Raw genomic sequence first — 22,362 nt, 5'->3', positions numbered from 1 at the left:
GAAGACAATTTTGAAAAAGAGTGCGAGAAATCTTCATCCTTCATTATCAATTGATCGTGCGCCATCGGATGTTTTTATGAATTTTGAAGCGTTTCTTTCCAACACGGAAACCCGGATTCATAGCCATCCTTGGGGGCAAGTGCAGCTGATCAGCGGTGGGATTTTGGAAATGGATGCGGAGGACACACGATTTTTAGCGCCACCTCATTTGGCAATTTGGGTGCCAGCGGGCATTCGTCATACCAGCTACAACCGAAAACCAATCGAATATTGCTCATTGAATATTGATCCAGAGCTGACGGCGCATTTTCCAACCAAAACCAGTTTAATTAAAGTCACACCCATCGTTTCTGCCATCATTGAGGACTTTCGTCAGCGTGACATTAACATCGCGCAGAGCGATGAAGACAAACGCTTGGTGCGAGTGTTGTTGGATCAACTGGCGAAACAAGAAGTGGAACATCACTTTTTACCGACAACCGACAACAAATATCTTCAGCCAATCTTAAAAGCGGTAGAAGAATCGCCAACCGATGAAATCAGCTTGGCGGAGTGGGCGGCAAAAGTGCATACCACAGAGCGCACGTTAGCGAGACATTGCCAGAGTGAGTTAGGAATGAGCTTTACTGAGTGGCGTTTACGTGTGCGGTATTTACACTCGATGGAGTTGCTACGCAAAGGGCAAACCGTAAAAGAAGTCGCGCTGACGTTAGGTTATAACCAAGCCAGCCCTTTTATCGCGATGTTTAAGAAATACTCCGGCATGACACCGGAGCAATATAAGAATCGCTTGTTATAGCTGAGCGAGGACGTAATCCAGACCACCCACAACAGCAGCGACTTGTGCATCATTGCACTCTTCGTCCGTTACTTTCGGGCTGTCTGGGTAAACTTCTGTGGTGGTGCCGTAAACGCAATTTGTTACGCCGCCACACAGACCCAGTTTCACCATTGGGTAGTTGATAACGCCAAATTGTACGACTGGTGAACCAATGATCTCGCCGTGTTCATCTGCTGGTGCAATGTGAGTCACTTTTGCAACCGATTCAATGACTGCTTTTTGGAAGTCAGGTTGAGGGTTTTCAGTATCTCCCACGGTGTAAAAGCCATCTGGGATCATACCTTCAATGTACTCAATACCATCACGAGCTGCTAAGGCAGGACGGAACTCAGTTTCGTCAGAATCTGTCGTCTCGTGCAAATCAATGTGCATTAACACGTCGCCCAATGTCGATACGAGCTTGATCAAGTTGGCTGACTCTTCCGCTGGGCTATCTGCATAGAAAGAGCGGTTTGGATCAATCGCGTTTGGATTCCAACGGTTGATCACTTCGTAACCCCAAGGGCTCACGCAGGGTGCCACCACAATATTGAAGTGCTCTGCGTAACGCTCTGCTTCTGCTTCTACGAATTTTAGCGCGCCGTGTACGCCGCTGGTCTCGTAGCCATGCACACCGCCAGTTACAAGAACAATCGGTTTTGCTGAGTCCCAGTTACGTGTTTTGATGCAAAACAGTGGGAAGCGAGCTTGGTCGTAAGAAAGCGCACCATATTGTTCTACATCGAAACGGTCGCGTAACGCATCAATTTTGCTGACTACTTCTTCTTGGTAGCTGCGCTTTACTTCGCGCTGTGCCAGCCACGCTTTACGTTCTGCTTCGCCCCAAGGTTGGCCTGGGGTACCGATTGGGTAAGAGTATCCGCTTTTCATCTATACTTTTTCTTTTGTGTGCTGAAAGGTATGACAAGACTAGACCTGTCTTATCTTATCGGCAATACAAAACACCAATTGTGACGGTATTCTTTGCAAAATCATCACTTTGCCAAGGGGTTTAATGGTGTTACATTTTGTTACTTACTCAATTTCATATAAGAGATAAAAAATGGCTGGAGCAAGTTTACTCACACTGTTGGATGATATTGCCGCGGTATTGGATGATGTTGCGTTGATGTCAAAAATGGCGGCAAAAAAAACCGCAGGTGTATTGGGTGATGATTTAGCGTTAAACGCTCAGCAGGTCTCGGGTGTCGCATCTGAGCGAGAAATTCCAGTAGTTTGGGCGGTGGCCAAAGGTTCATTTAAAAACAAACTGATTTTGGTGCCTTCTGCATTATTGATTAGCGCAATTATTCCTTGGTTGATCATGCCATTGCTACTAATCGGCGGTTTGTTTCTCTGTTTTGAAGGGGCTGAAAAAGTACTCGAAAAACTGTTTCCACGCTCACATCCCCATGAAGAAAAAGAAGAGTTGGTGGACACGGGCGAGTCGTTAGAGGATTACGAAAAGCGAAAAGTTGCAGGTGCGATTCGAACCGATTTTATTCTCTCAGCGGAAATTATTGTGATTGCGTTGGGTACCGTGACTGGGGCGAGTCTTGTGACGCAAATCTTAGTGGTGAGCTTAATTGCGGTCATCATGACCATTGGTGTTTATGGCTTAGTAGCAGGCATCGTGAAATTGGATGACTTGGGCTTCTACCTTGAAATTCGCTCAAAAGGTAAGGGCTGGATGGCGAAAGTTGGCAGTGCTTTAGTTGCTTTTGCACCAAAGCTGATGAAGTTGTTAACGATTGTGGGAACTGCGGCGATGTTTTTAGTCGGTGGCGGGATTGTAGTGCATAACGTGCCAGCCATTCACCACTTTGTAGAACCGATTATTATGAACTTTAGTGGTCATTCGGTTGCTACAGCGATTCTGCCTATTTTGCTTAACGGCATTATCGGTTTTGTAGCGGGCTTGATTGTGGTTGCTGTATGGACGGTGGTAGAAAAGCTTCGCGGTAAATAATCCACATATAAAATGAAAAAGGGCCATGCTGTCTCTAATGCGAAGAACGTCATGGCCCTTTTTTATGCACGTTATTTACGTGAAGCGATTACTTCACTTTCCACTCAATTTGTTCGTTTGCACGAATAGGCACAACGATGTCGTTGCCAAATGGCATAGATTCAGGAACATCCCAAGCCGATTTTTCTAACGTCACCGTATCTGCGTTGCGCGCAATACCGTAAAAATCAGGACCGTTGAAGCTTGCGAACGCTTCCAAGTTTTCCAGCTTGCCTTCTTTTTCAAAGACTTCTGCATAAAGTTCTAGCGCCGCGTGCGCAGTGTAAGAACCTGCACAACCGCAAGCCGATTCTTTCGCGCCTTTTGCATGCGGAGCAGAGTCGGTACCTAGGAAAAACTTTTTGCTACCACTGGTTGCGGCTTCGATTAGCGCTTGCTGGTGGGTGTTGCGCTTTAGAATCGGTAAGCAGTAGAAATGAGGCTTAATACCACCGACAAGCATGTGATTGCGGTTGAAAAGAAGGTGGTGAGCAGTAATGGTAGCGGCAACATTATCAGACGCGTTGTTAACGAACTGTGCTGCGTCGGCGGTGGTGATATGTTCTAGAACGATTTTAAGATTTGGGAAGTCATTAACGATAGGAGCGAGGACGGTATCAAGGAATTCTTTTTCTCGGTCGAAGATATCAACGTGGTGATGAGTGACTTCTCCATGAACCAAAAGCAACATCCCGACTTCTTCCATGGCTTCGAGAACGTGGTAAATGTTCTTCGCATCGGTCACACCAGAATCTGAGTTAGTTGTTGCACCTGCAGGGTAAAGCTTCGCTGCGACAATTTTACCGGTTGCTTTTGCTGCGCGAATCTCTTCTGGCGTGGTGTTATCGGTTAGGTAAAGCGCCATCAGAGGTTCGAATTGCTCGCCGTGCTGCTCTTTCAGAATTCGATCGCGGTAGGCAAGTGCCATTTCGGTATTGGTAACAGGTGGGACGGTGTTTGGCATGATCAGCGCGCGGCCATTGTAGCGGCTGATATCGCGAACGGTGTCTTTTAGAACTTCACCATCGCGTAAGTGAACGTGCCAGTCGTCAGGACGAGTAATAGTCAGTGTTGTCATTAATTGCTCCCACCATTGAAAAGTTGTCTGATTGGAGCCTAAACGCTGCATTTGCCTTTTGGAGCAAACGCTTGCGCTTAGGCGACAGGATGATAGAGGAATTGCCCTCACATTTCATCCCATTTTTCACTTTTCTACAGAGTAGGAGTGTAAGTGGTTACTTCATCGTTAACCAAAGTGCGTGAATCGTACCTGGTAGGAAGAAGAAGAAAGTTAGGATCAAGTTGATGAAGAAGTCTTTATTCAGACCTTTTTCCATGTAAACCGCTACCGGTGGAAGAAAGATACACAGCAAAATTAGAATCAGTTTTTTTGTATCCATGGGTAAAGCTCCAAGTCAATGAATGGATGTCGTCAAAAATATGGCGCATTATGTGTTTCGTATCACACTTTATCAAATGGTATTTGGTCAGAGCAGTGTTAAAAAATGTGAATTCTGAGTGTAGTAAAGGCATCTCAGTAAATCCAAGTCGTTTTCTCTCTTAACGGTTTGATTTTGGGATAAATGCTAATGCGTGAATCTGCATCTTAATGTCATTTAGGTATACAATACTGCAACAAATAAAGATCACCCGTAGGAAGAAGGCTATGTCGCAACCCGTTTTATCCCAAATCAATGTTTTTCCGGTTAAATCAGTCGGAGGTGTGTCGCTTTCGTCCGCATGGGTAGAAAAACAAGGGTTGAGTTTTGACCGTCGTTTTATGATCGCCAAAGCCGATGGTTCGATGATCACTGCGCGAAAGTACCCTCAAATGGTAACCGTGAAATCAGCGTTGCTTGCCGATGGGGTGGTGTTCAGTAGCTTGGGAATGGAACCACTTAAAATCCGTTATCAAGATTTCAAAATGCAGGAAACACCCGCAACGGTTTGGAAAGATACCTTCACCGCTTACACGACTACCGATGATGCGGATGATTGGTTTAGTCAGGTATTGGGACAGCGCGTAGAGTTGCTTTTTAGCGGTGAACAATCCAATCGTGTCCGTGAAAGCCTGGGACAAAATGTGAGTTTTGCTGACGGCTATCCAGTGTTGGTGATCAGCCAAGCTTCGCTAGAGGAATTGAACAAAAGAAGTTCTGAGCAACACTCCATGGATCAGTTCCGCACAAACTTAGTCGTATCTGATACCAAGCCATTTGAAGAAGATTCTTGGAAGCTCATCCGAATAGGGGAAGTGGAGTTCGAATCTCTCAAACCTTGTGAGCGTTGTATTCTTACCACGATCAATACTCAGCGTGGCACTTTCCGTGAAAGCAAAGAGCCGCTCAAAACGTTGCAACAGTTCCGCGCCAATGAACGAGGTGGTGTGTTCTTTGGACAAAACCTTGTGGCGCGCAATGAGGGCATTATTCGCCAAGGCGATAAAGTTGAAGTGCTCGAATATAAAGAGCCGGAATTTTATCCGGACAACTCACCTGTGCGCATGACGCTGACGTGTGTTGAGCGTGAAGAGATTGCTCAAGATTTCGTGACCTTATGGCTAGAACCGAGCAACGGTTCTTTACCAAACTACTTACCGGGCCAACATTTGCCGATTGAGGTGGATATCAATGGTAAGAAAATTGGTCGTCGATATACCTTATCGTCTAGCCCATCTCGCCCTGGTCGCTATGCTATCTCCGTTAAGCGTATTGCGGGTGGCCGCGTGTCGAATGCTTTGTTAGACAACCTACAAGTCGGTGATGTATTAGAGGCAGAAAACCCAGATGGTCAGTTCCACCTTAAAACGCATGATGCGCAGCCGCTACTATTGCTGTCGGCGGGCAGTGGTGTTACTCCAATGCTGTCGATGGTGCGCTATCTTGCAGACCACAATCAACTGAATGACGTGGTGTTTTATCATCAATGCCGTACTGAGCACGATATTCCATGTCGCTCAGAGTTAGAGCAATTAAAACGCGAACATTCAGGGCTGGAAGTGAAAATCTGTTTAACGCAACCAGCGGTGGATTGGTTTGGTCTTAAAGGGCGTTTAAGTCTGTCTCATATCAAGCAAATCAAAGACGTTGAACAACGCCAAGTGTTTGTTTGTGGGCCCGACGGTTTCATGCAAAAAGCCAAGAACTTATTGTTGAAGAAAGGTTTGCCAGAGGCGCATTATCATCAAGAAGCCTTTGGTGTTTCTGCTGTGGAAGCAAGACCAGAAAAAGAGGTTGAGATTGAATTCAATGGCTTGAAGATCCAAGGCAACAATCAAAAAACGCTCTTGGATCAAATTGAAGATGCAGGGAAAGTAGTGAGCAATAGCTGTCGTGCTGGCTTGTGCGGTGCGTGTAAGGTACAGCTCACATCAGGACAAGTTCATCACCCAGATGTACCAGCCTTGACGGATGAAGAACGCGCAATGGGAACGGTATTGGCGTGTTGCGCGATTCCAGAAACGGATGTCACGGTAACGGAATAACCGAGAAGGTGCAGTCACTAACCAACAAAAAACGCTGCTAATTTTAGCAGCGTTTGGAGTTTTAAAAGCGAGCAAAAAAGATCACTTAGTCGTAAATCGTTGGGATTGGCTGACGCTTGTGCTGAGTTGCTTTGTAAATCGAAACCAAACGATCGACAACTTGTTGAGAAACTGGTTTACCTTCCAAGAAGTCGTCAATCTGCTCATAAGTTAGGTTTAGTGCATCTTCATCTGCTTTCTGCGGAGCCAGTTCTTCTAGGTCTGCGGTTGGCACTTTCTTCACTAACACCTCTGGCGCGCCCAACGTTGCGGCTACTTCGCGCACTTGACGTTTGTTCAAACCAAATAGAGGGGCAAGGTCACACGCGCCATCACCAAACTTGGTGTAGAAACCAGTGATGTTTTCTGCAGAGTGGTCAGTACCTAACACCAAGCCACCGACGTAACCAGCGATCTCGTATTGAGCGATCATGCGAGCACGTGCTTTTACGTTACCTTTTACAAAGTCTACTTTTGCCGCGTCTTCTGGCATTAGCCCTGTGCCTTCTAGTGCAATATTAGAAGCGGCATGCATACCATCAACACCTTGTTTGATGTTCACAGAGATAGAATGCGTAGGTTTAATGAATGACAACGCCAATTGCGCTTCATCTTCGTCTTTTTGCTCACCGTAAGGCAGACGTACTGCGATAAACTGGTAATCGTTGCTGCCAGTTTCTTCGTTAAGTTGGTCTACAGCAAGTTGGGCAAGGCGACCTAACGTGGTTGAGTCAACACCGCCACTGATGCCAAGCACAAGTGACTTACAACCTGCTTCTTGTAGCTTACGCTTAATAAAAGCAATACGGCGTTCAATTTCGAAATGCGGGTCAATTGACGGCAATACACGCATTTCATCACGGATGGATTGTTCCATTTAGGGTTCCTTTTCCTGCAAATATCTTAGACACAAAAACTGCTTCGAGTGGTCATTCACCAAAGATCAAACAGTGTGACGTCGTTATCGAGCTAAAATGGTGATAAACCATTCAATTAAGGCTCGTAAACGTCGCTTTAGTGTCAAAAGCTCTAAAGATTAGTAGTATCATACCGAATTCATCAGATTAGAAAACTCTCTTCAACCAGGTAATCACCGGATATGAAAAAAATCGCCATTTTTGGTAGCGCATTTAACCCTCCTAGTTTAGGTCACAAGAGCGTTATCGAGTCTCTGAGCCACTTCGATCTCGTGCTACTCGAGCCTAGCATTGCACATGCATGGGGCAAGAATATGTTGGATTACCCAATTCGGTGCAAACTGGTTGATGCCTTTATCAAGGACATGGGGTTTTCTAATGTTCAGCGCTCTGACCTAGAGCAAGCTTTGTACCAACCGGGACAAAGTGTGACGACCTATGCGTTATTAGAAAAAATTCAAGAAATCTACCCAACTGCCGATATAACTTTTGTCATTGGTCCGGATAATTTCTTCAAATTTGCTAAATTTTATAAGGCGGAAGAAATTACGGAACGTTGGACTGTCATGGCGTGCCCAGAAAAAGTTAAAATTAGAAGCACGGATATCCGCAATGCACTCATAGAAGGCAAAGATATCAGCACCTATACGACACCAACTGTCAGTGAACTGTTGCTCAACGAAGGCTTATATAGAGAAACATTATCTGGTAAATAAGAGGTCGGTTTTCATGGTCAGAGTAGCCGTATTTAGTGCATGTGCGCTGCTTGTGGTGACGCAAGCTAACTCCGCATGTAACTATCTTTCTGATCGCTCCGTGGTGTTTGAAGACAACACCATGCCCATCTGTGAAGAAATTTTTGATACTGTTGGTGTGCTTAGTACCGATACCTTAGATTGGTATGCTGCTGAAGCGACAGCAGAAGGACCAACAGAAAACTACTGGGAAGAGTGGGCAATCAAATCGCAAGACATTCCGTTTCTTACTCAAAACGTAGACAAAAACTATTTTGGTCTTGGTATTTGGATGCCAGAAGAGCTACGTGAAGAAGAAAACAAAATGACCACAGAAGAGTGGCTTCGCAGCCATGGTCTCATGTTCAGCATCGGTTTTGGTAATAAAGCTGATGGTGAGCCAAGAATGCGCTTCGACTATCGTTGGCACGAGTATTACGACGCCGACTGGATGATGCAAATTGAAGTGCCATTTTAGTTCATCGTTTTCACCAATCGTTCGATGTGTGTCGTGCTTGGGTTTACTTGGGGAAATATGTGACCCTACGTGAGGCAAAGAATAAGAAAAGGGCGTACCGCAAAGTACGCCCTTTTCGATCTTGTGTGAGTCTCGTGTGAGAAAACGCTATACACCGCTGACTTATAGCGCCTCACCAAACACTAAAAAGCAAAGCTGTTCGTATTCTTCTGTGTTGCCAGCAAACAAGTGCTCAACAATTTGAGATTCCTTTTTCCCAGACAACTTCATTTTTCTTGCTTCGCGCAGCGTAAGCACCAAACAAAGCTCTCTCGAAATGCGAGCTTCGCATCCTGGCTTCCACTGATTGATTGCCTGGCTGAGTGCCGAGTTTGATAGATTTGGTGAAATCGCCAGTACTTCGTGTTTAACCACAGCGAGCAAATCTAACTGGATATCAGAACGCGTCTCGGTCTTCACCAACTTTTCAATTAAGGCTTTCAGCAAAATCGATGGTTTGATAAAACCGGCCTGTTGAGCAAATGCATCATTCAAACGCACAGAAAAATCACAACGATGGACATGAGTGTTAGGTAAAAAAGTGAGTGAGCTCAAACATCCTTGAGGAATCCAAAAATACTGGCCGGGTTCAATGGCATACTCTTGCTTACCCAATTTGATGATCGCTAATCCGCTTACGACAGACAGTAAACTGTGCTTTAGCGATTTTTTACGCGCGGCAACGTTCAGAAAAGGGTAATTAGCGTCGTGAAATTCAATAGCGTAGTTCATTATGATCACCAGTGTTTTTGGGGCGCTAAGGGTAACGCTAAACCTAAACGATTCCAACCAGCTAACCGTAATTTTTAGCATGAGAAATTGTAGCCTAACTGGTATGACCATGTTAAAAGTATGGGTTGAAATGCTGCGAGACAGCAAAACTATGCGTAAAATGTGCCAGCTTTTTTTGATATGTAATGAATAATGACTGCCAATACCGATCCTTATATTGAAATTCGTCCTTACAATGACGAAGAAATTCCAGCAGCGCTGGATCGTCTAATCCAAGATGATGAATTTATCACTGCGATTCTCGATCACCGTTTTGAAAACAAAGCGAAATGGTTCAAAACGCTCATGAGTCCGTTCCTTCGCATTTACCTAAAAGCGAAGTGGAGCAAACTTGACTCCGTAGAAGCGATCCAAATCGAGGTGAAAAAATACCTTCAAGATACGTTGAATAAGACAACGGATGGCGTCACGTTCTCTGGTTTAGACAAACTGGATAAAAACACCTCCTACTTATTCGTGTCTAACCATCGCGATATCGCAATGGATCCCGCTTTAGTTAACTACGGTTTGTACCAAAGTGGTCACCGCACTGTGCGTATTGCAATCGGCGATAATTTGCTGAAAAAACCGTGTGCGACAGAGCTGATGCGTTTGAACAAGAGCTTTATTGTTAAGCGTTCTGCAAAAGCTCCACGAGAGATGATGAAAGCGCTTGGACAGTTGTCTGGCTACATCAAACACTCGCTGGATACGGGTAACTCTATTTGGATTGCTCAAAAAGAAGGGCGCGCAAAAGACGGTAACGACTTTACAGATCCTGCGATCTTAAAAATGTTCCACGTTGAAGGTCGCAAGCAAAAGGTCGCGTTTGGCGAGTACATGCGCTCGTTAAAAATTGTGCCGGTCTCGATTGCTTACGAGAACGATCCATGTGACATCGCTAAGGCAAAAGAGCTATTTGAGAAAGCAGAAAACGGCCGTTATGAAAAAGGCGAGTTTGAAGACATCGAAAGCATCATCCAAGGTATTGTTGGCTACAAAGGCCGTGTTCATGTGGCATTTGGTGATGTGATTGAGCAAGAGTTTGAAACGCCTGAATCGCTAGCGAATGAAATCGACCGTCAGATCCACGAGAACTATAAGTTGTATCCGATCAACTTGCTCGCTGCAGGTCGTGAAGATTCAAGCATTATCACAGAAGCGGTGAAACGTCAGCTTGCTGATAAGCTAGAACAGCTACCAGAAGGCGCAAGACCGTATCTTGTTGCGAGCTACGCTAACCCAGTAAATAACCAAGATTAGTCGCTGCGTATGCTGCCCAAATGATTTAGGCGCATCCAACTAATCCAATGAAAAACACCTCGTATTGAACGAGGTGTTTTTGTCTTTGCGTATCTCTTTTTGTCTATCCAATTAACGCGCGACTGCGCCACCTAAGGTCAGATTCTTTGGCCACTTGGTTATCTTATTGCCACCCAAAAAGATGTTGCCTTTTACCGTCATTGTGTCGGGAAACTCGGTCAGGGCCGAACCACCAATGTAGAGGTTGCCATCGACCACCAATCCTTCTGGCAGCGCTTTCAGTGGCGTTCGGATCACACTCAAATCACCTTTTACTCGAAGTTTTGCCGGAAGTGTTTTTAACGGAGTATCGGTCAGGTTCAAATACCCTCCCAGCTTTACCCCTTTGGGCCAGCTTTCAATCTTACTACCAAGTAAGTTAGCGTAACCTTTGATTTTTACGCCCGACTTGATTGTTTTCAGGGCGCTATTTTTCGCGTCTAAGCTACCACCAACGTCTAAGCCCTTAGGCAGCTGAGTAATTGGCGTTTGGGAAATGTCCACGTTCCCTTTTATGACCAAGCCAGATGGGAGTTCAGTGTATGGCTTGTTTCGAAGATCTAGATTGCCATAGTTGTCGATGTGGCCAAATTTGGAATAGTAATCGAGCTCGTAAGCACTAGGAGACGAGCTAAATGTAATTAACGCGAGGGCGAAAGGGATGAAACGCATAACGATTACTTTCCAATAAAAAACGATAAAAGCATAACCTAAAGAGTCAGTGACGGCTATATCGGCCTGAGCCTAACTCGCCGTTGTTTGTAACGACGTGGAGGAATATCTGAGAATTAGAAGTAAGAACAAATTGCTAGAATATGAGATTCTGCCAAGAACCTGAAATACTTCCTTGCTAGTATTGTTCGGGCATAAGGGGATATTCATGAAGTTTAAAAGAGTTTCTATTTTTACTCTGAGCGCCATGGTCGCGCTATTGTCTGGTTCAGTTTTTGCCAAATCTTACAGCACGCCGGAGTCAAAGGCTTTGGTGGTTGCTGATGGTAAAATAGGCCAGCGAATTTGTTACTACGAAGATAAAGCCTATACCGCTGGTGCGGTAATCAAAGTCGATGATGTGCTTTTGGTGTGCTCTGATGAAAATGACTACGAAACCAATGGGTCGTTAAAGTGGGTCGTGTTGAAGCAAAAGAAGTGATTTAGATAAGAATAAAGCGAGCTCGTTGCTCGCTTTAAATTGAATTAACGCGCTAGAGAGCGAGTTTTCAGTTCAAAAATAAGCTTTTCTGCACTTACTTCAAACTTGAATCGAGCGGTTAGCTCTTTAGATTCTTCTGTCAGCTCTGACACATTGTATTCAACGCCAGCGCAGACTGATTTAGCTAGTTCGATGTATTTCGCTAACTCAGACTCTAATGCATCTTTAGTCTCTGCGAAAATCGTTACGTCAGCAACCTCGTCGCCTTCTTTGATGATGAAACCAATCTCACCAGCACAGCCACAAGCTTCACATACTTGGCTTTCTTCTAATTCGACACTCATAACGAATCCTCTTGTAAAAACTAAGGGTATTCTAGCAGGTATTTGATCTGTATCTACAAAAATGAGCAGTTTCGTATAAAAATACAACAGTATGTTGTTTTGTTAATTGCCGGTTAACGATTGGGTGAGTAAGTCAACAATAACGTTAATGTGATATGTATCAACATTTAAGAGCAATTAACCAACATACTAACGAGATTTGGGTCAGGCCAGTTGAACTAGGGGTAAATTTATAAGACTATTTCTTGATTGATTATTTCTACATAATTATCATTCTTGGTCTTTGAATAGTTTCAATGAATAATTTGGCGCAAGGTTTTGATGCAATTCACTTTTCGCCTGATTTTAAGCGACGTGTATTGACACAAATATCACCGTAAATTGCACGTTACGCAGTGCAATTTCGTTATGATTGAGGGCCTAACGTTACGTTAGGAAAGCACAGTACATAATGCTGAGGATGATTTCATTCTGGCCTCATTTAATTGTGAGTTAGATGGATTTACAAAGAGAAGAGCTTAAAGTATGCCAAAGCGTAGTAAAGAAGATACCGAAATCACTATCCAGAAGATCATGGATGCCGTTGTTGATCAATTGCTAAGACTTGGTTACGACAAAATGTCGTACACGACGTTGAGTCAGCAGACAGGTGTATCGCGTACAGGTATTAGCCACCATTTTCCTAAGAAAACGGACTTCACCGCAGCACTAGATGGTCGTATCTTTAAAATGTTTATCGAACATCTAGAGTTCGAAAAAGGTTTAGATGCGTTTTCACAGAGCTGGATTAAAGCTTTAGAAGACTCTGAATTCTTAGCGATTTTACGACTACTATTCCATCACATTGTTACGTCTGAAAGCGCTCACGAATTTGCAGCAAATGGTATTGATCGTCTGTACAAGATGGTAGAAAGCCAGTTTGGCTCAGGTGGAGATAAAGAACTGGAATGGTTGATTGGACGCTCGCTGATTCAAATGAGCAAATAATCGCAAATTACAAAAAGCCCCGCTAATTATTAGCGGGGCTTTTGCGTTTCTGAGGGGAAATTTAAACAAGTGAGTGACAAAGCTGGCTAGTGCTCGAAAGCGCTCTTACATCGCTTCTTAAAGAGGCTCTGCGCCTCTTTAAGCTATGCCGCAGCGTGCACTTGAGGAAAGTCCAGAGTCGGGTGTTTTGTCACGATAGAGCGATACCCATAAACTTGTTCAATACGTTCGGGCGTTAGAGCCTGCCAAGGGTTGTCATCGCATACAAGTTTGCCGTTGTGGAGCAACACCAGTCGGTCTGCGTATTGTGAGGCTAAGTTCAAGTCATGCAATACGACAACCACCGCAGCGTTCTGCGCTTTTGCCGCCTCACGAGCAATTTTAAGCGTGTTGTGCTGGTGGGCGAGATCCAGTGCCGACGTAGGCTCGTCCAACATCAGAATCTTTTTGTCACCAGATTGATGCAGTTGCGTTAGCACTCGAGCCAAGTGCAAACGTTGCTTCTCTCCGCCTGAGAGGGCAGGGTACAAGCTTTCCGCTAAGTGCAGAACATCGGTTTTTTGCATGTAGTGTAGGGCAAGCTCAGTCGTTTCTTTGTTTGAAAGCGACAAAGGGATCGCACCGAGTTCGACCACCTCTCGTGCCAAAAATGGAAAAGTGAGCGTGCTGTGCTGTGGCAGCATGGCGAGGTGCTTTGCTATGTCTTCAGGTTTCCAGGCTTCTTTAGGCTCGCCAAAATAGTCAATCTCGTTGTGTGATGGAATCTCACCACACAAAAGTTTAAGCAGTGTACTTTTCCCCGCGCCGTTTGGCCCCAATAACGCCGTCACTTCGCCGGCACGAATATCGATGCTGATGTCATCTAGTACTACTCGATGGCCGTAATTCATTGAAATATTCCGGCCAGATAAAACCACGTGATTCATTACAGAATCTTCCCTCTTTGCTGGAACAGTAAGTAAATGAAAAATGGCGCACCGATGAGCGCAGTTACGATTCCGACAGGTAATTCGGCTGGTGCCAATAACACTCGCGCGATCATGTCTGCACAGGTCAGCAATAAAGCTCCCAACAACGCCGAAATAGGTAACAGTGTGCGATGATCAGGGCCTGCTAGCATGCGTCCGAGATGTGGGATAACCAAACCGATAAAGCCGATTGCCCCGCAGATACTAACTGTGACACCAACGCCTACGGCGGAAAGCAGAATGAGCTGACGCTTCAATTTTTGTACCGGAACGCCCAAGTGGCGAGCTTCTGATTCACCAAGCAATAATGCGTTTAAAGACATGGCTTTTTTGTGAAACCAGAAAAGTAACACCACGAGAGTCACAGAAGCTAAGCCAATGCCCGCCCAGTTTGCGCCCGCAAGCGAACCCATCGACCACAACGTTAAATCGCGCAGCATTTGGTCATCCGCAGAAAAGTTGAGAAAGCCGATCGCGGCACCTGAAAGTGCACTGATCGCCACGCCAGCGAGCAGCATGATCGTGACGGACGTACCAAACTTATTCGTACCGAGCCAGTACACCAGCACCGTTGTCAGAGCACCGCCCAGAAAAGCAAATAATGGCAACGCTGCTAAGTTCATGAGTTGAGGATGGTTTTGGCTAAACTCAGCAAAAACGACGATGGCAAAAGCGCCGCCCAACGCCGCACCAGCAGAAACCCCGATAATGCCGGGTTCTGCCAATGGGTTTCGGAAAAGCCCTTGCATGACCACCCCACAAATGGCGAGGATTGCGCCGATGAACATACACAAAATCGTACGAGGTAGGCGTATCTCATTGATAACGAGTTGAATGTGTGGTGCCAGCTCTGAATGCGCGCCAATTAAGCCGCGCAGACTGTCTGTGAAACTAATGTTCATCGGGCCGACGGTTATAGAAGCGATGGCGATAAACGCTAAAAATCCAGACAGCGTAATCAGCGTGGTTGATAAAGGAATACGTCGTAACAGCATCGAAAATCTCTATGGGTAAAGCAAGGTATTGAGACGTTTAGCCTCTGACAGGCTTTTTAGTCCCAAACCGCCAACCAAAGCGTGTCCATCAATGGTGATGATGTTCTTTGTCTGGCCTGCTGGTGTTGCTGCAAGTAACGGCATCGCCTTTAAAATAGCGTCTGCACCGCCCATGGTCTCATAGCTGCGGCCACTAACTAAAATGACATCGGGTTGCATCTCTACCATCGCTTCGGTTGACAGTGGTTTGTAAGAGGTCAGTTTTTTCGCCGCAGGATTATCACCGCCTGCTAACGCGATGATGGCGTCTGGCGTGGTATCCAAGCCTGCAACATTGGCTGGGCGACCTTCGTGAATAAGCAAAAACAGCACTTTCTTTTTAGCAGAAGGTGCAGGCTGATTCGCTTGCAAAGATTCGACTTGCGTTTTTACCTCTTGCTTCAAGTTTGTTGCTTGATACTCACGGTTCATGATCGTTGCAATCTGGTCGATACGATGCAAAAGCCCGTTAACGTTGGCTTCTGTATTGACTATCTCGACATCCACACCTGCCGACTTTAGTTGATTTAAGGTGGTAGTTGGTCCCATCTCATCAGAGCCAATTAACTTGGTTGGGCTCAGTGCCAACAAGCCCTCTGCTGAAAGTCGGCGATGATACCCAACGTCGGGTAACTCCATGCCTTGCGGCAAAGTACTGGTTACATCAACGGCGACCAAGCTGTCTTTCGCATCGAGCGCAAGTAATAGTTCGGTAACGGCGCTGCCCGCACTGACGATGCGTTCTGAGTTTGGGGCGTTGTTGGCAAAAAGGTTCGTGCTTGCAAGTAACAGAGCGGCAGCAGTCAACGCAGTGCGCACTGGTGATAATGTGTTCTTCATGAAAATGTTCTCAGTTTTATGTTCTTGTTATGGCGACTCTTCAGTGAGCAATTGAGTCGCCTGAATTCCGTTTTCTTGCAAAAAGCCAAGAAGCTGAACAAGTGATTGAATATTGGCTGTTTTTTCTGCACCAATCACAATAGGTTTATCGGTTGATTTACTCTCTTCTAGCAGCGCGAGAGTGAAGTTTTCCCAATCGATGTACGTTTGTCCGTTGATCGCCCAATAAGGCTCATCCTTGAGGATATTAACGGTAATCGACTGCTTATCGACCTCAGCAACGGCCTGAGAGTCGGTGCTTGGCAGCGCGACATCTAATGAATCGAGTTTGACTGCGGCGGTAAGCATCAAGAAAACCATCACAATAAAAATGATGTCTAACAGCGGTGTTAAATCTGGTGTTAAGCCGTTGCGGTTATTGTCTTGTGGTACTTTGATCATGAAGCTTTTGCCTCAGCCGTTTTGGTGACACTTACCGTTGTTTTTGTTTTTTCTGGAGACACGTGCTGCAGGGAAATGCCTTCAAGCCACAAATTCACGTAGTTGAGAGTATGCTCAAGTTTGGCGAGTACGCGGTCAGCCCACAAACCGATGATTTGTGCGCCAGAAATAGCAGGTAGGGCGATGATCAAGCCTGCGGCCGTTGTCCGCATGGCTAAACCCAAGCCGTCAGCCAAATCGTTAGGTGTAATGTTCCCAGTTGAAACCGCGATGCCTTTAAACATCTCAATCAATCCCAATACTGTGCCGAGAAGACCAATTAGCGGGCTGATCACGCCGATCAACGTCAGAAGGCGAAGACCAGAATGCAGTTGATGACGCTTTTCTTGCAGCCACATGCCCGCCGCGTCTTCACGCAGCGATTTAGCGAATGAGTGGTGAGCCAATAGCATTGCTACACCGCGATAAAGCAAGGGACGCTTGCCCGACAACTCATCGGCCAGCGCTTCAATATCTCGGCTGTTGGTTGGGTCTAGACTAGCCAAATGTTGACGAATGGCACTTTTGCCAACGCCAAGACTGATGAATACTTGGAAGAGTCGTTCAGCAATGATCATGACGGTGAGTGCCGAGCAAATGATCAAAGGCCATGTCATAAGACCGAACTGAGTTTGTAATTCTTGTAGCTGTTCCATTATCCTTCCAACTTAAAACGAACTGGTATTTGTACTCGGTGAGCCACTTTTAGCCCGCCTAAAATATGTGGTGTAAATTGCCATTGTTTAATGGCTCGCAGTGCTGAGGCATCCAGCGACTCGGTGCCAGATGATTCAAGCAAAACATGTTTGATTTGGTTGCCATTTTCATCGAGCCATACCTCATACAAGGCTGCGCCTTCGATACCGCGTCTTTGCGCAGACCTTGGATAGCGGGGCTGCGTTGGTTGACTCACAAACGTTGGTTTGTCGACCAAAATAGGCTGAGACGTTGCCCCTTTGGATTGGCTCGCTGATGCAGTTTGCTGAGTAACCGTATCTTTCTTCACCGGTTCAATTTTTTTCTTCGGTTCGGCTTTGGGCTGAGTTTCTTGCTTGGCAACCGTTTGGGTTGGTTCCACTTTTTTAGGTTGCTTAATTGGCTCTGGCTTTTTCTCGACCACCTTTTTCTTCACCGCCTCTTTTTTGACAACCTGCTTCTTAACGACCTTCTTTTCAGGCTCAGGTTGTTTTTGAGGCTGTGGCTCTTTTGGTGGTACCACATTCTCTGGTGTGGGCTTTTCGAGCGTTGGTGGTGGTGCAGATACAAGGTTGAGGCTTACCGAGCTTGCTGGGTTTCCAGCAGGCATTGCGAACACTTTGTTCTCTTGCGAGACAAAAAGAAGTGCGGCATGAATGACGAGAGAGGCGCCTCCTGCAATGACATATCTTTGTACGTTCACGGGTTATTCTCGGTAGTACTATGAAAACTTGAGGCGATTATTACTTACAATCGAAATAAGATCAATTATCAATTGCATTATCATTACGGTCAAATTATGATCCTTGCAGTTTTTTTGAGATTAGCCTCTATCCCTTATGTGGTGGGGTTTAAGTGAGTATATATGAGCGTCGATATTGATAAATTTGACGAATCAGTTCTGGGCAGCGATAGCCCTGACCCCCTGAGATTTGCTTTTGTGAAGAAGCACTCGGCTCATGCTGGCGGAGCGAATGTGCCAGTACCGCCACCTCAACAAGCAGGGGTTTTGTCGAGCATTACTTCTGACCAAAACGTGAGAAACAACAAACGCTGTTTGTACATTCACGTACCATTTTGCCGTGTTCGCTGCACTTTTTGTAACTTCTTTCAGAATGCGGCCAGTCGCAAACTTGTCGATGAGTACTTCGCTGCCTTAATGCAGGAGTTGAAGGAGAAAGCGGCACTGCCTTGGACGCAAAGCGGCATCTTCCATGCGGTTTACATTGGTGGTGGAACGCCGACCGATCTTTCTCCCGAACAAGTTCGCGTGCTGGGGCAGGCCATTCATGATTATTTCCCTCTCGCGTCTGATTGCGAAATTACTTTAGAAGGGCGCATCAATCGTTTTTCCGATGAGTTGTATCAAGGTGCGTTAGATGGCGGCTTTAATCGCTTCTCTTTTGGTGTGCAGAGCTTCAACACTCAAGTTCGTCGCAGTGCAAAGCGTCTTGATGATAGAGAAGACGTACTTAAACGCGTTTCGGAACTGGCGAAGGAAGACAAAATCCCAGTCATCATCGACTTGTTGTACGGCTTGCCTTATCAAACCAAAGAAATACTTGAACAAGATCTTAACGATTTTATGTCGACAGGCGCGCATGGCTTGGATTTGTATCAGTTGGTCGTGGGTGGAACCGCGCCAATGCTCAATCTCGTTGAAAAAGGCAAGATCCCCCCACCAGCGACGACGCCAGAGAAAGCGGGCATGTATGAGCTGGGTGTGAACTTTATGGCGAAGCACCACATGAAGCAGTTGAGCGTGAACCACTGGGCCGTCGATAACCGTGAGCGTAGCCTATACAACAGCTTAGCCAAGACGTACGCAGAAGTGTTACCGATTGGATGCGGTGCTGGTGGCAACATTGGCGGCTACGGGATGATGCTGCACCGCACTTTAGACACCTACATCAAAGCGGTGAATGAAGGGCAAAGTACGATTGCGATGATGATGAAGCACAGCCCATTAGAGCCATTATTTGCAGCGCTAAAATCCGGGTTTGACCGAGGCATTGTTCAGGCAAGTAAACTGCCGATGTTTATGGGTAGCGATACGTTCGATTTTCTCATGCCGCTGTTTAAAGTATGGCAAGACAAAGGCTTAGTTGAGCTTCAAGAGCAAAGCTTAGTGCTTACTTTAGCGGGCAGTTTTTGGGCCGTTTCGTTAGCGCAAGCCTGTATTCAGGTACTGACATCAGAGATGAACGAAAGCGTGCCAAAAGTATCCAATAATTAATGAAGACAAATTGAAGAAAAGATGGAAAACAAAATGGAATCAATCAAGCAACAGGTAGAAGTTCTATTGGAACAAGAACCTCAACTTCTGCCTGCCGCAATGGCAGAGCGTTTAGGTGTGACAGAATTTGATGTTGTCGCTGCACTGCCACAAGAGATGGTTGCGATTGCTCCGGGCGAACAAGCGCAAACAATCCTTGAAAGCCTAGTTGGCTTTGGCCCAGTGACGACGATCGTACACTCCTTTGGCTCCATTTTCGAGGTGAAAGCGCCTTTTCCGAAAGGCAAAGTTGCGCGTGGTTATTACAACCTAATGGGGCGAGAAGGTGAGCTGCATGGTCACCTCAAATTGGATAACGTGAAAAATATCGCGCTGGTCAGTAAACCGTTTATGGGACGTGAAAGTCACTACTTTGGCTTTTTCTCTGAATGCGGCAGCAATATCTTCAAAGTGTACTTAGGGCGTGATGAAAAACGCGAACTTATTGCTGAGCAGGTAACGGCGTTTCGTGCCATGCAAGCTGAGCTAAATCAGTAACAAAGACAGCCAGTCGTCGCGGCTTTTACATTCAAGGGTGTGAGAAGTCGCGACCACGAACATACATAACCGAACTAGAATTCGGGACAAATAAATAGAAATAAAGTCAGGTATCAATATGGATCAACAAGTTAAACAAGAGCGTTTGCAAGGCCGTCTAGGGCCAGAGATAAAGGAATTTCGTCAGGAGCGCCGTACTTTACAGCTTGCAACGGTAGACAGCGAAGGCCGTCCGAACGTAAGTTACGCGCCTTATGTTCAGAATCAGGAAGGTTACTTCGTTTTGATCTCTCAGATTGCTCGCCATGCTCGAAATCTGCTAGAAAATCCAAACGTTTCACTGATGATGATCGAAGATGAAGATTCATCTAAACAGCTTTTCGCACGTAAGCGTCTGACGTTTGATGCGGTAGCAACGGTTGTTGAGCGTGATACTGAAATGTGGCAATTGGTCGTTGGTCAGATGAAAGCGCGTTTCGGTGACATCATCGACGGTCTAAGTCAGCTTGAAGACTTTGTACTGTTCAACCTAAAAGCTGAGAAAGGTTTGTTCGTAAAAGGGTTCGGTCAAGCGTATCAAGTCTCAGGCGATGACTTGGTTGATTTTGTGCATCTACAAGAAGGCCACAAGAAAATCGAAAACGCCTAATGCGGACGTCGTTTTTATGATTACTAAGAGGGAGTTAGGTTATACTGGCTCCCTTTTTTACATTGGAACAACAGCATGAGACCTGTAAGCAAGGAATTGAGCGAGATCTGTTATCCCTTTATTTACGAAGACAGCCCTGTGTGCGATTTCGAGATCACCGCAGACGAGTTGTGCAGCCGGATTGGGTTGGTGCTGTCGATGGAATTGGACGACTTCAGTCGAGATATTCTCACGCGCCTTCAGCCTAATGTTTACCATCTCAATGGTTCGGTGCGTGGCAAGTTAGCGATTACAGAATCGGAAGTTGAAGAGCTTAAAGCAGACTATGAGGCCATAAAAGCGCGCATAGACGGTGGTTTTAAAGGTTTTGTGCTGCCGGGTGGCCATACTACGTCTAGTCAACTGCATTTATGCCGCTGCCAAGCAAAGAAAACCGTTCGAGCACTTGTCGCGATAGAGCATGCTGGGAAAAAGCAACCAGCGCCGATTCTGTTCCGTTACGCCAACTTAATGGCCAATGTCATTTACAGCTTGGCTTCTTACATTAATCATGTTTACCAAGTGGAAGAAACTGAGTTTGTGTCTCGCAGCTATGCTATGCCAAAGAAGTAAACGCTGTAAACAAGTCGCTTTAGTACACGTGCCTTAAGCGTCGCAGTGTCATCAATAGTCAGCGATAAATCGTTGAAATGCCGACAAAGTGATAACGAATTCGAGTGAACACAAAGCCACATATTATGTTCAGTTAAACGTTAAGAAGCCATGGCATTGGCTTCTAGCTCTTTTGCCCCGCGGAGCATAGCTTCGATGAGCTCACCAGCATTAAACTTTTCTAACGCTTCGTGAGCGCCAACTTGATGCGCTCTATCGACACAAATCTCACTCGACAGTGAAGTATGCAGAATGCGGTACGAGTGATTAAGAGCTGAGTCATTTTGCACTTCAAACGCTAACTCGTAACCATCCAACCCCGGCATTTCAATATCACTGACCAGAATATCTATTGGGCGGTTCGCTTCTGCCTCATTTTTCATCAACTGCAGTGCATCTGAGCCATTTTTACAAATTTGATAGGAGATATTGATGCTATCTAGCGCGTCACTTAATTGCTTACGCGCAATTGATGAGTCATCCACCAACAAGATATTCAGTGCTTTGAGGCGTTCACGCTCTACGTCCGTCAACATCGGGATATTCGCGTTTTCATACTGCGGATAAATTTTAGAAAGCAGCAGCTCGACATCGAGCATTTGAACTGTTTGATCGCCATAGCGAGTGATACCCGTTACGAAGATGTTTTTTCCAGCACTTGCTGGTGGCGTTTCAATGGCTTTCCAATCACATTCGATGATCTTCTCTATGCTACGAACCATAAACGCAACCACAGTGCGTAAACAGTCGGTCACGATGAGGTAGCAGTTTTTGTATTCTTCTTGCGTAATTGGACGAAAGCCAACCGCAGCTGACATGTCGATAACAGGAACGGTGAGATCACGAATGGTCACCGTACCAATCACATGGTGATGGGAATACGGGATTTTTGTGGTTGGCATGTAGGGTACAATTTCACGAACTTTAAGTGTCCCTATTGCGAAGTTTTGTTGCAGGGTGAGCTTAAACATCAACATACCCTGAGATTGATTCGCCTTACTAACGACTTTTGCCATGAAATAACCTTATAAATGCCACCGATTTGTGTCTAATCATATCTTATAAAGCGACAGCTTCAACCGTATAGGAAGTAAATGTGAGCTTTTTAAGCAATCTCTTTATAAATCGAGGTCAATATTACCCGCGTTGCACAGGTTTTCATCATCTAGCCAAGTGTTTTGGGGGCAAGCCATGG

At 45.6% G+C, this 22,362-nt stretch carries 26 protein-coding genes; 12 read left to right on the top strand and 14 right to left on the bottom strand.

Annotation, left to right across the window (positions count from 1 at the left end; genetic code table 11):
* Positions 1-10 precede the first annotated feature (10 nt).
* The gene (locus tag ACF8OV_RS23095; protein WP_120459578.1) at positions 11-799 is read left to right on the top strand and encodes a helix-turn-helix domain-containing protein; all 789 of its coding nucleotides are present in this window, start codon (positions 11-13) and stop codon (positions 797-799) included.
* Here the strand turns inward: ACF8OV_RS23095 and ACF8OV_RS23090 are convergent.
* Positions 794-1,711 carry a M14 family metallocarboxypeptidase gene (locus ACF8OV_RS23090; RefSeq protein WP_203504187.1) on the bottom strand — a complete coding sequence of 306 codons (918 nt, stop codon included), beginning with the start codon at positions 1,709-1,711 and terminating at the stop codon, positions 794-796. The genes ACF8OV_RS23095 and ACF8OV_RS23090 overlap by 6 nt on opposite strands.
* A gap of 172 nt (positions 1,712-1,883) precedes the next feature.
* Here ACF8OV_RS23090 and ACF8OV_RS23085 point away from each other — a divergent pair, with 172 nt between their 5' ends.
* Positions 1,884-2,789, top strand: coding sequence for a DUF808 domain-containing protein (locus ACF8OV_RS23085; RefSeq protein ID WP_203504185.1), 906 nt, complete (start codon positions 1,884-1,886; stop codon positions 2,787-2,789).
* An 88-nt stretch (positions 2,790-2,877) separates the two neighbouring features.
* Here ACF8OV_RS23085 and pyrC read toward each other — a convergent pair whose 3' ends face one another.
* Positions 2,878-3,906 carry a dihydroorotase gene (pyrC, locus tag ACF8OV_RS23080; protein ID WP_005480191.1) on the bottom strand — a complete coding sequence of 343 codons (1,029 nt, stop codon included), beginning with the start codon at positions 3,904-3,906 and terminating at the stop codon, positions 2,878-2,880.
* A 157-nt stretch (positions 3,907-4,063) separates the two neighbouring features.
* Positions 4,064-4,228, bottom strand: coding sequence for a YqaE/Pmp3 family membrane protein (locus tag ACF8OV_RS23075; RefSeq protein WP_005480188.1), 165 nt, complete (start codon positions 4,226-4,228; stop codon positions 4,064-4,066).
* Between the two features lie 266 nt (positions 4,229-4,494).
* On the opposite strand from ACF8OV_RS23075, the gene ACF8OV_RS23070 reads away from it, so the two are divergent.
* Positions 4,495-6,312 carry a hybrid-cluster NAD(P)-dependent oxidoreductase gene (locus ACF8OV_RS23070; RefSeq protein ID WP_203504183.1) on the top strand — a complete coding sequence of 606 codons (1,818 nt, stop codon included), beginning with the start codon at positions 4,495-4,497 and terminating at the stop codon, positions 6,310-6,312.
* Between the two features lie 85 nt (positions 6,313-6,397).
* Here the strand turns inward: ACF8OV_RS23070 and nadE are convergent, their stop codons facing one another.
* Positions 6,398-7,228, bottom strand: coding sequence for an ammonia-dependent NAD(+) synthetase (nadE, locus tag ACF8OV_RS23065; RefSeq protein ID WP_005480808.1), 831 nt, complete (start codon positions 7,226-7,228; stop codon positions 6,398-6,400).
* Positions 7,229-7,450: 222 nt separating this feature from the next.
* On the opposite strand from nadE, the gene ACF8OV_RS23060 reads away from it, so the two are divergent.
* Positions 7,451-7,984, top strand: coding sequence for a nicotinate-nicotinamide nucleotide adenylyltransferase (locus ACF8OV_RS23060; RefSeq protein ID WP_089203168.1), 534 nt, complete (start codon positions 7,451-7,453; stop codon positions 7,982-7,984).
* Positions 7,985-7,997: 13 nt separating this feature from the next.
* Positions 7,998-8,480: a hypothetical protein gene (locus tag ACF8OV_RS23055; protein ID WP_005480810.1), complete on the top strand. Its 483-nt coding sequence runs from the start codon at positions 7,998-8,000 to the stop codon at positions 8,478-8,480.
* Between the two features lie 162 nt (positions 8,481-8,642).
* On the opposite strand, the gene ACF8OV_RS23050 is transcribed toward ACF8OV_RS23055, so the two are convergent.
* Positions 8,643-9,251, bottom strand: a complete 609-nt coding sequence (locus ACF8OV_RS23050) for an AraC family transcriptional regulator (protein WP_005464285.1) — start codon at positions 9,249-9,251, stop codon at positions 8,643-8,645.
* 192 nt (positions 9,252-9,443) lie between these two features.
* Here ACF8OV_RS23050 and ACF8OV_RS23045 point away from each other — a divergent pair, with 192 nt between their 5' ends.
* Positions 9,444-10,553: a 1-acyl-sn-glycerol-3-phosphate acyltransferase gene (locus ACF8OV_RS23045; protein ID WP_005480805.1), complete on the top strand. Its 1,110-nt coding sequence runs from the start codon at positions 9,444-9,446 to the stop codon at positions 10,551-10,553.
* Positions 10,554-10,664: 111 nt separating this feature from the next.
* On the opposite strand, the gene ACF8OV_RS23040 is transcribed toward ACF8OV_RS23045, so the two are convergent.
* Positions 10,665-11,264 (bottom strand): hypothetical protein, encoded by a 600-nt coding sequence (locus ACF8OV_RS23040; RefSeq protein WP_020834986.1) that lies wholly within the window; start codon positions 11,262-11,264, stop codon positions 10,665-10,667.
* 208 nt (positions 11,265-11,472) lie between these two features.
* Here ACF8OV_RS23040 and ACF8OV_RS23035 point away from each other — a divergent pair, with 208 nt between their 5' ends.
* Complete coding sequence (locus ACF8OV_RS23035) at positions 11,473-11,745, top strand: YnjH family protein (protein WP_005498191.1); 273 nt, start codon at positions 11,473-11,475, stop codon at positions 11,743-11,745.
* 44 nt (positions 11,746-11,789) lie between these two features.
* Here ACF8OV_RS23035 and ACF8OV_RS23030 read toward each other — a convergent pair whose 3' ends face one another.
* Complete coding sequence (locus ACF8OV_RS23030) at positions 11,790-12,089, bottom strand: YfcZ/YiiS family protein (protein WP_005488152.1); 300 nt, start codon at positions 12,087-12,089, stop codon at positions 11,790-11,792.
* Between the two features lie 525 nt (positions 12,090-12,614).
* On the opposite strand from ACF8OV_RS23030, the gene ACF8OV_RS23025 reads away from it, so the two are divergent.
* Complete coding sequence (locus tag ACF8OV_RS23025) at positions 12,615-13,076, top strand: TetR/AcrR family transcriptional regulator (protein WP_005481342.1); 462 nt, start codon at positions 12,615-12,617, stop codon at positions 13,074-13,076.
* A 143-nt stretch (positions 13,077-13,219) separates the two neighbouring features.
* Here the strand turns inward: ACF8OV_RS23025 and ACF8OV_RS23020 are convergent, their stop codons facing one another.
* The 6 genes from ACF8OV_RS23020 to ACF8OV_RS22995 are packed head-to-tail and all read right to left on the bottom strand — an operon-like array spanning position 13,220 to position 17,797.
* A complete protein-coding gene (locus tag ACF8OV_RS23020; protein WP_029809865.1) occupies positions 13,220-14,002 on the bottom strand; it encodes a heme ABC transporter ATP-binding protein in 783 nt (260 codons plus the stop codon).
* Entirely contained in the window at positions 14,002-15,039 is a 1,038-nt protein-coding gene (locus tag ACF8OV_RS23015) for an iron ABC transporter permease (RefSeq protein WP_005488163.1), read from the bottom strand. The genes ACF8OV_RS23020 and ACF8OV_RS23015 overlap by 1 nt, the downstream gene beginning before the upstream one ends.
* Before the next feature lie 9 nt (positions 15,040-15,048).
* A complete protein-coding gene (locus tag ACF8OV_RS23010; protein ID WP_140339738.1) occupies positions 15,049-15,918 on the bottom strand; it encodes a hemin ABC transporter substrate-binding protein in 870 nt (289 codons plus the stop codon).
* A 27-nt stretch (positions 15,919-15,945) separates the two neighbouring features.
* Positions 15,946-16,359 carry a biopolymer transporter ExbD gene (locus ACF8OV_RS23005; protein WP_005454456.1) on the bottom strand — a complete coding sequence of 138 codons (414 nt, stop codon included), beginning with the start codon at positions 16,357-16,359 and terminating at the stop codon, positions 15,946-15,948.
* Positions 16,356-17,054 carry a MotA/TolQ/ExbB proton channel family protein gene (locus ACF8OV_RS23000; RefSeq protein ID WP_005488176.1) on the bottom strand — a complete coding sequence of 233 codons (699 nt, stop codon included), beginning with the start codon at positions 17,052-17,054 and terminating at the stop codon, positions 16,356-16,358. Before ACF8OV_RS23000 ends, ACF8OV_RS23005 begins: the two co-directional genes overlap by 4 nt.
* On the bottom strand, positions 17,054-17,797 hold the full coding sequence (locus ACF8OV_RS22995; protein ID WP_017447908.1) for an energy transducer TonB: 744 nt from the start codon (positions 17,795-17,797) through the stop codon (positions 17,054-17,056). Before ACF8OV_RS22995 ends, ACF8OV_RS23000 begins: the two co-directional genes overlap by 1 nt.
* Before the next feature lie 162 nt (positions 17,798-17,959).
* Here ACF8OV_RS22995 and hutW point away from each other — a divergent pair, with 162 nt between their 5' ends.
* The 4 genes from hutW to ACF8OV_RS22975 all read left to right on the top strand — a co-directional run bounded on the left by hutW (position 17,960) and on the right by ACF8OV_RS22975 (position 21,128).
* Complete coding sequence (gene hutW, locus ACF8OV_RS22990) at positions 17,960-19,330, top strand: heme anaerobic degradation radical SAM methyltransferase ChuW/HutW (protein WP_203504181.1); 1,371 nt, start codon at positions 17,960-17,962, stop codon at positions 19,328-19,330.
* A 33-nt stretch (positions 19,331-19,363) separates the two neighbouring features.
* Complete coding sequence (hutX, locus tag ACF8OV_RS22985; protein ID WP_024701454.1) at positions 19,364-19,867, top strand: heme utilization cystosolic carrier protein HutX; 504 nt, start codon at positions 19,364-19,366, stop codon at positions 19,865-19,867.
* Between the two features lie 118 nt (positions 19,868-19,985).
* A complete protein-coding gene (hutZ, locus tag ACF8OV_RS22980; RefSeq protein ID WP_005488117.1) occupies positions 19,986-20,516 on the top strand; it encodes a heme utilization protein HutZ in 531 nt (176 codons plus the stop codon).
* Between the two features lie 75 nt (positions 20,517-20,591).
* Positions 20,592-21,128, top strand: coding sequence for an ATP:cob(I)alamin adenosyltransferase (locus tag ACF8OV_RS22975; RefSeq protein ID WP_005498230.1), 537 nt, complete (start codon positions 20,592-20,594; stop codon positions 21,126-21,128).
* A 140-nt stretch (positions 21,129-21,268) separates the two neighbouring features.
* On the opposite strand, the gene ACF8OV_RS22970 is transcribed toward ACF8OV_RS22975, so the two are convergent.
* Positions 21,269-22,183 (bottom strand): chemotaxis protein, encoded by a 915-nt coding sequence (locus tag ACF8OV_RS22970; protein ID WP_005457535.1) that lies wholly within the window; start codon positions 22,181-22,183, stop codon positions 21,269-21,271.
* Positions 22,184-22,362: the final 179 nt, after the last annotated feature.

This window comes from Vibrio sp. GLN_1 (assembly GCF_043106015.1).
GTDB classification, from domain to species: domain Bacteria; phylum Pseudomonadota; class Gammaproteobacteria; order Enterobacterales; family Vibrionaceae; genus Vibrio; species Vibrio parahaemolyticus.
Note: the sequence above shows the minus strand (reverse complement) of the source record. Positions and strands in the feature narration are given on the sequence as shown.

Excerpts from the sequence above, each read along its gene's own strand:
- hutZ (WP_005488117.1), top strand. The coding sequence starts at position 19,986 with ATGGATCAACAAGTTAAACAAGAGCGTTTGCAAGGCCGTCTAGGGCCA.
- ACF8OV_RS23070 (WP_203504183.1), top strand. The coding sequence starts at position 4,495 with ATGTCGCAACCCGTTTTATCCCAAATCAATGTTTTTCCGGTTAAATCA.
- ACF8OV_RS23050 (WP_005464285.1), bottom strand. The coding sequence starts at position 9,251 with ATGAACTACGCTATTGAATTTCACGACGCTAATTACCCTTTTCTGAAC.
- ACF8OV_RS22970 (WP_005457535.1), bottom strand. The coding sequence starts at position 22,183 with ATGGCAAAAGTCGTTAGTAAGGCGAATCAATCTCAGGGTATGTTGATG.
- ACF8OV_RS22975 (WP_005498230.1), top strand. The coding sequence starts at position 20,592 with ATGAGACCTGTAAGCAAGGAATTGAGCGAGATCTGTTATCCCTTTATT.
- ACF8OV_RS23055 (WP_005480810.1), top strand. The coding sequence starts at position 7,998 with ATGGTCAGAGTAGCCGTATTTAGTGCATGTGCGCTGCTTGTGGTGACG.
- ACF8OV_RS23075 (WP_005480188.1), bottom strand. The coding sequence starts at position 4,228 with ATGGATACAAAAAAACTGATTCTAATTTTGCTGTGTATCTTTCTTCCA.
- ACF8OV_RS23035 (WP_005498191.1), top strand. The coding sequence starts at position 11,473 with ATGAAGTTTAAAAGAGTTTCTATTTTTACTCTGAGCGCCATGGTCGCG.
- ACF8OV_RS23000 (WP_005488176.1), bottom strand. The coding sequence starts at position 17,054 with ATGGAACAGCTACAAGAATTACAAACTCAGTTCGGTCTTATGACATGG.
- hutX (WP_024701454.1), top strand. The coding sequence starts at position 19,364 with ATGGAATCAATCAAGCAACAGGTAGAAGTTCTATTGGAACAAGAACCT.
- ACF8OV_RS23020 (WP_029809865.1), bottom strand. The coding sequence starts at position 14,002 with ATGAATCACGTGGTTTTATCTGGCCGGAATATTTCAATGAATTACGGC.
- ACF8OV_RS23030 (WP_005488152.1), bottom strand. The coding sequence starts at position 12,089 with ATGAGTGTCGAATTAGAAGAAAGCCAAGTATGTGAAGCTTGTGGCTGT.
- ACF8OV_RS23015 (WP_005488163.1), bottom strand. The coding sequence starts at position 15,039 with ATGCTGTTACGACGTATTCCTTTATCAACCACGCTGATTACGCTGTCT.
- pyrC (WP_005480191.1), bottom strand. The coding sequence starts at position 3,906 with ATGACAACACTGACTATTACTCGTCCTGACGACTGGCACGTTCACTTA.
- nadE (WP_005480808.1), bottom strand. The coding sequence starts at position 7,228 with ATGGAACAATCCATCCGTGATGAAATGCGTGTATTGCCGTCAATTGAC.
- ACF8OV_RS23085 (WP_203504185.1), top strand. The coding sequence starts at position 1,884 with ATGGCTGGAGCAAGTTTACTCACACTGTTGGATGATATTGCCGCGGTA.
- hutW (WP_203504181.1), top strand. The coding sequence starts at position 17,960 with ATGAGCGTCGATATTGATAAATTTGACGAATCAGTTCTGGGCAGCGAT.
- ACF8OV_RS23005 (WP_005454456.1), bottom strand. The coding sequence starts at position 16,359 with ATGATCAAAGTACCACAAGACAATAACCGCAACGGCTTAACACCAGAT.
- ACF8OV_RS23060 (WP_089203168.1), top strand. The coding sequence starts at position 7,451 with ATGAAAAAAATCGCCATTTTTGGTAGCGCATTTAACCCTCCTAGTTTA.
- ACF8OV_RS23045 (WP_005480805.1), top strand. The coding sequence starts at position 9,444 with ATGACTGCCAATACCGATCCTTATATTGAAATTCGTCCTTACAATGAC.
- ACF8OV_RS23025 (WP_005481342.1), top strand. The coding sequence starts at position 12,615 with ATGCCAAAGCGTAGTAAAGAAGATACCGAAATCACTATCCAGAAGATC.
- ACF8OV_RS23040 (WP_020834986.1), bottom strand. The coding sequence starts at position 11,264 with ATGCGTTTCATCCCTTTCGCCCTCGCGTTAATTACATTTAGCTCGTCT.
- ACF8OV_RS23090 (WP_203504187.1), bottom strand. The coding sequence starts at position 1,711 with ATGAAAAGCGGATACTCTTACCCAATCGGTACCCCAGGCCAACCTTGG.
- ACF8OV_RS23010 (WP_140339738.1), bottom strand. The coding sequence starts at position 15,918 with ATGAAGAACACATTATCACCAGTGCGCACTGCGTTGACTGCTGCCGCT.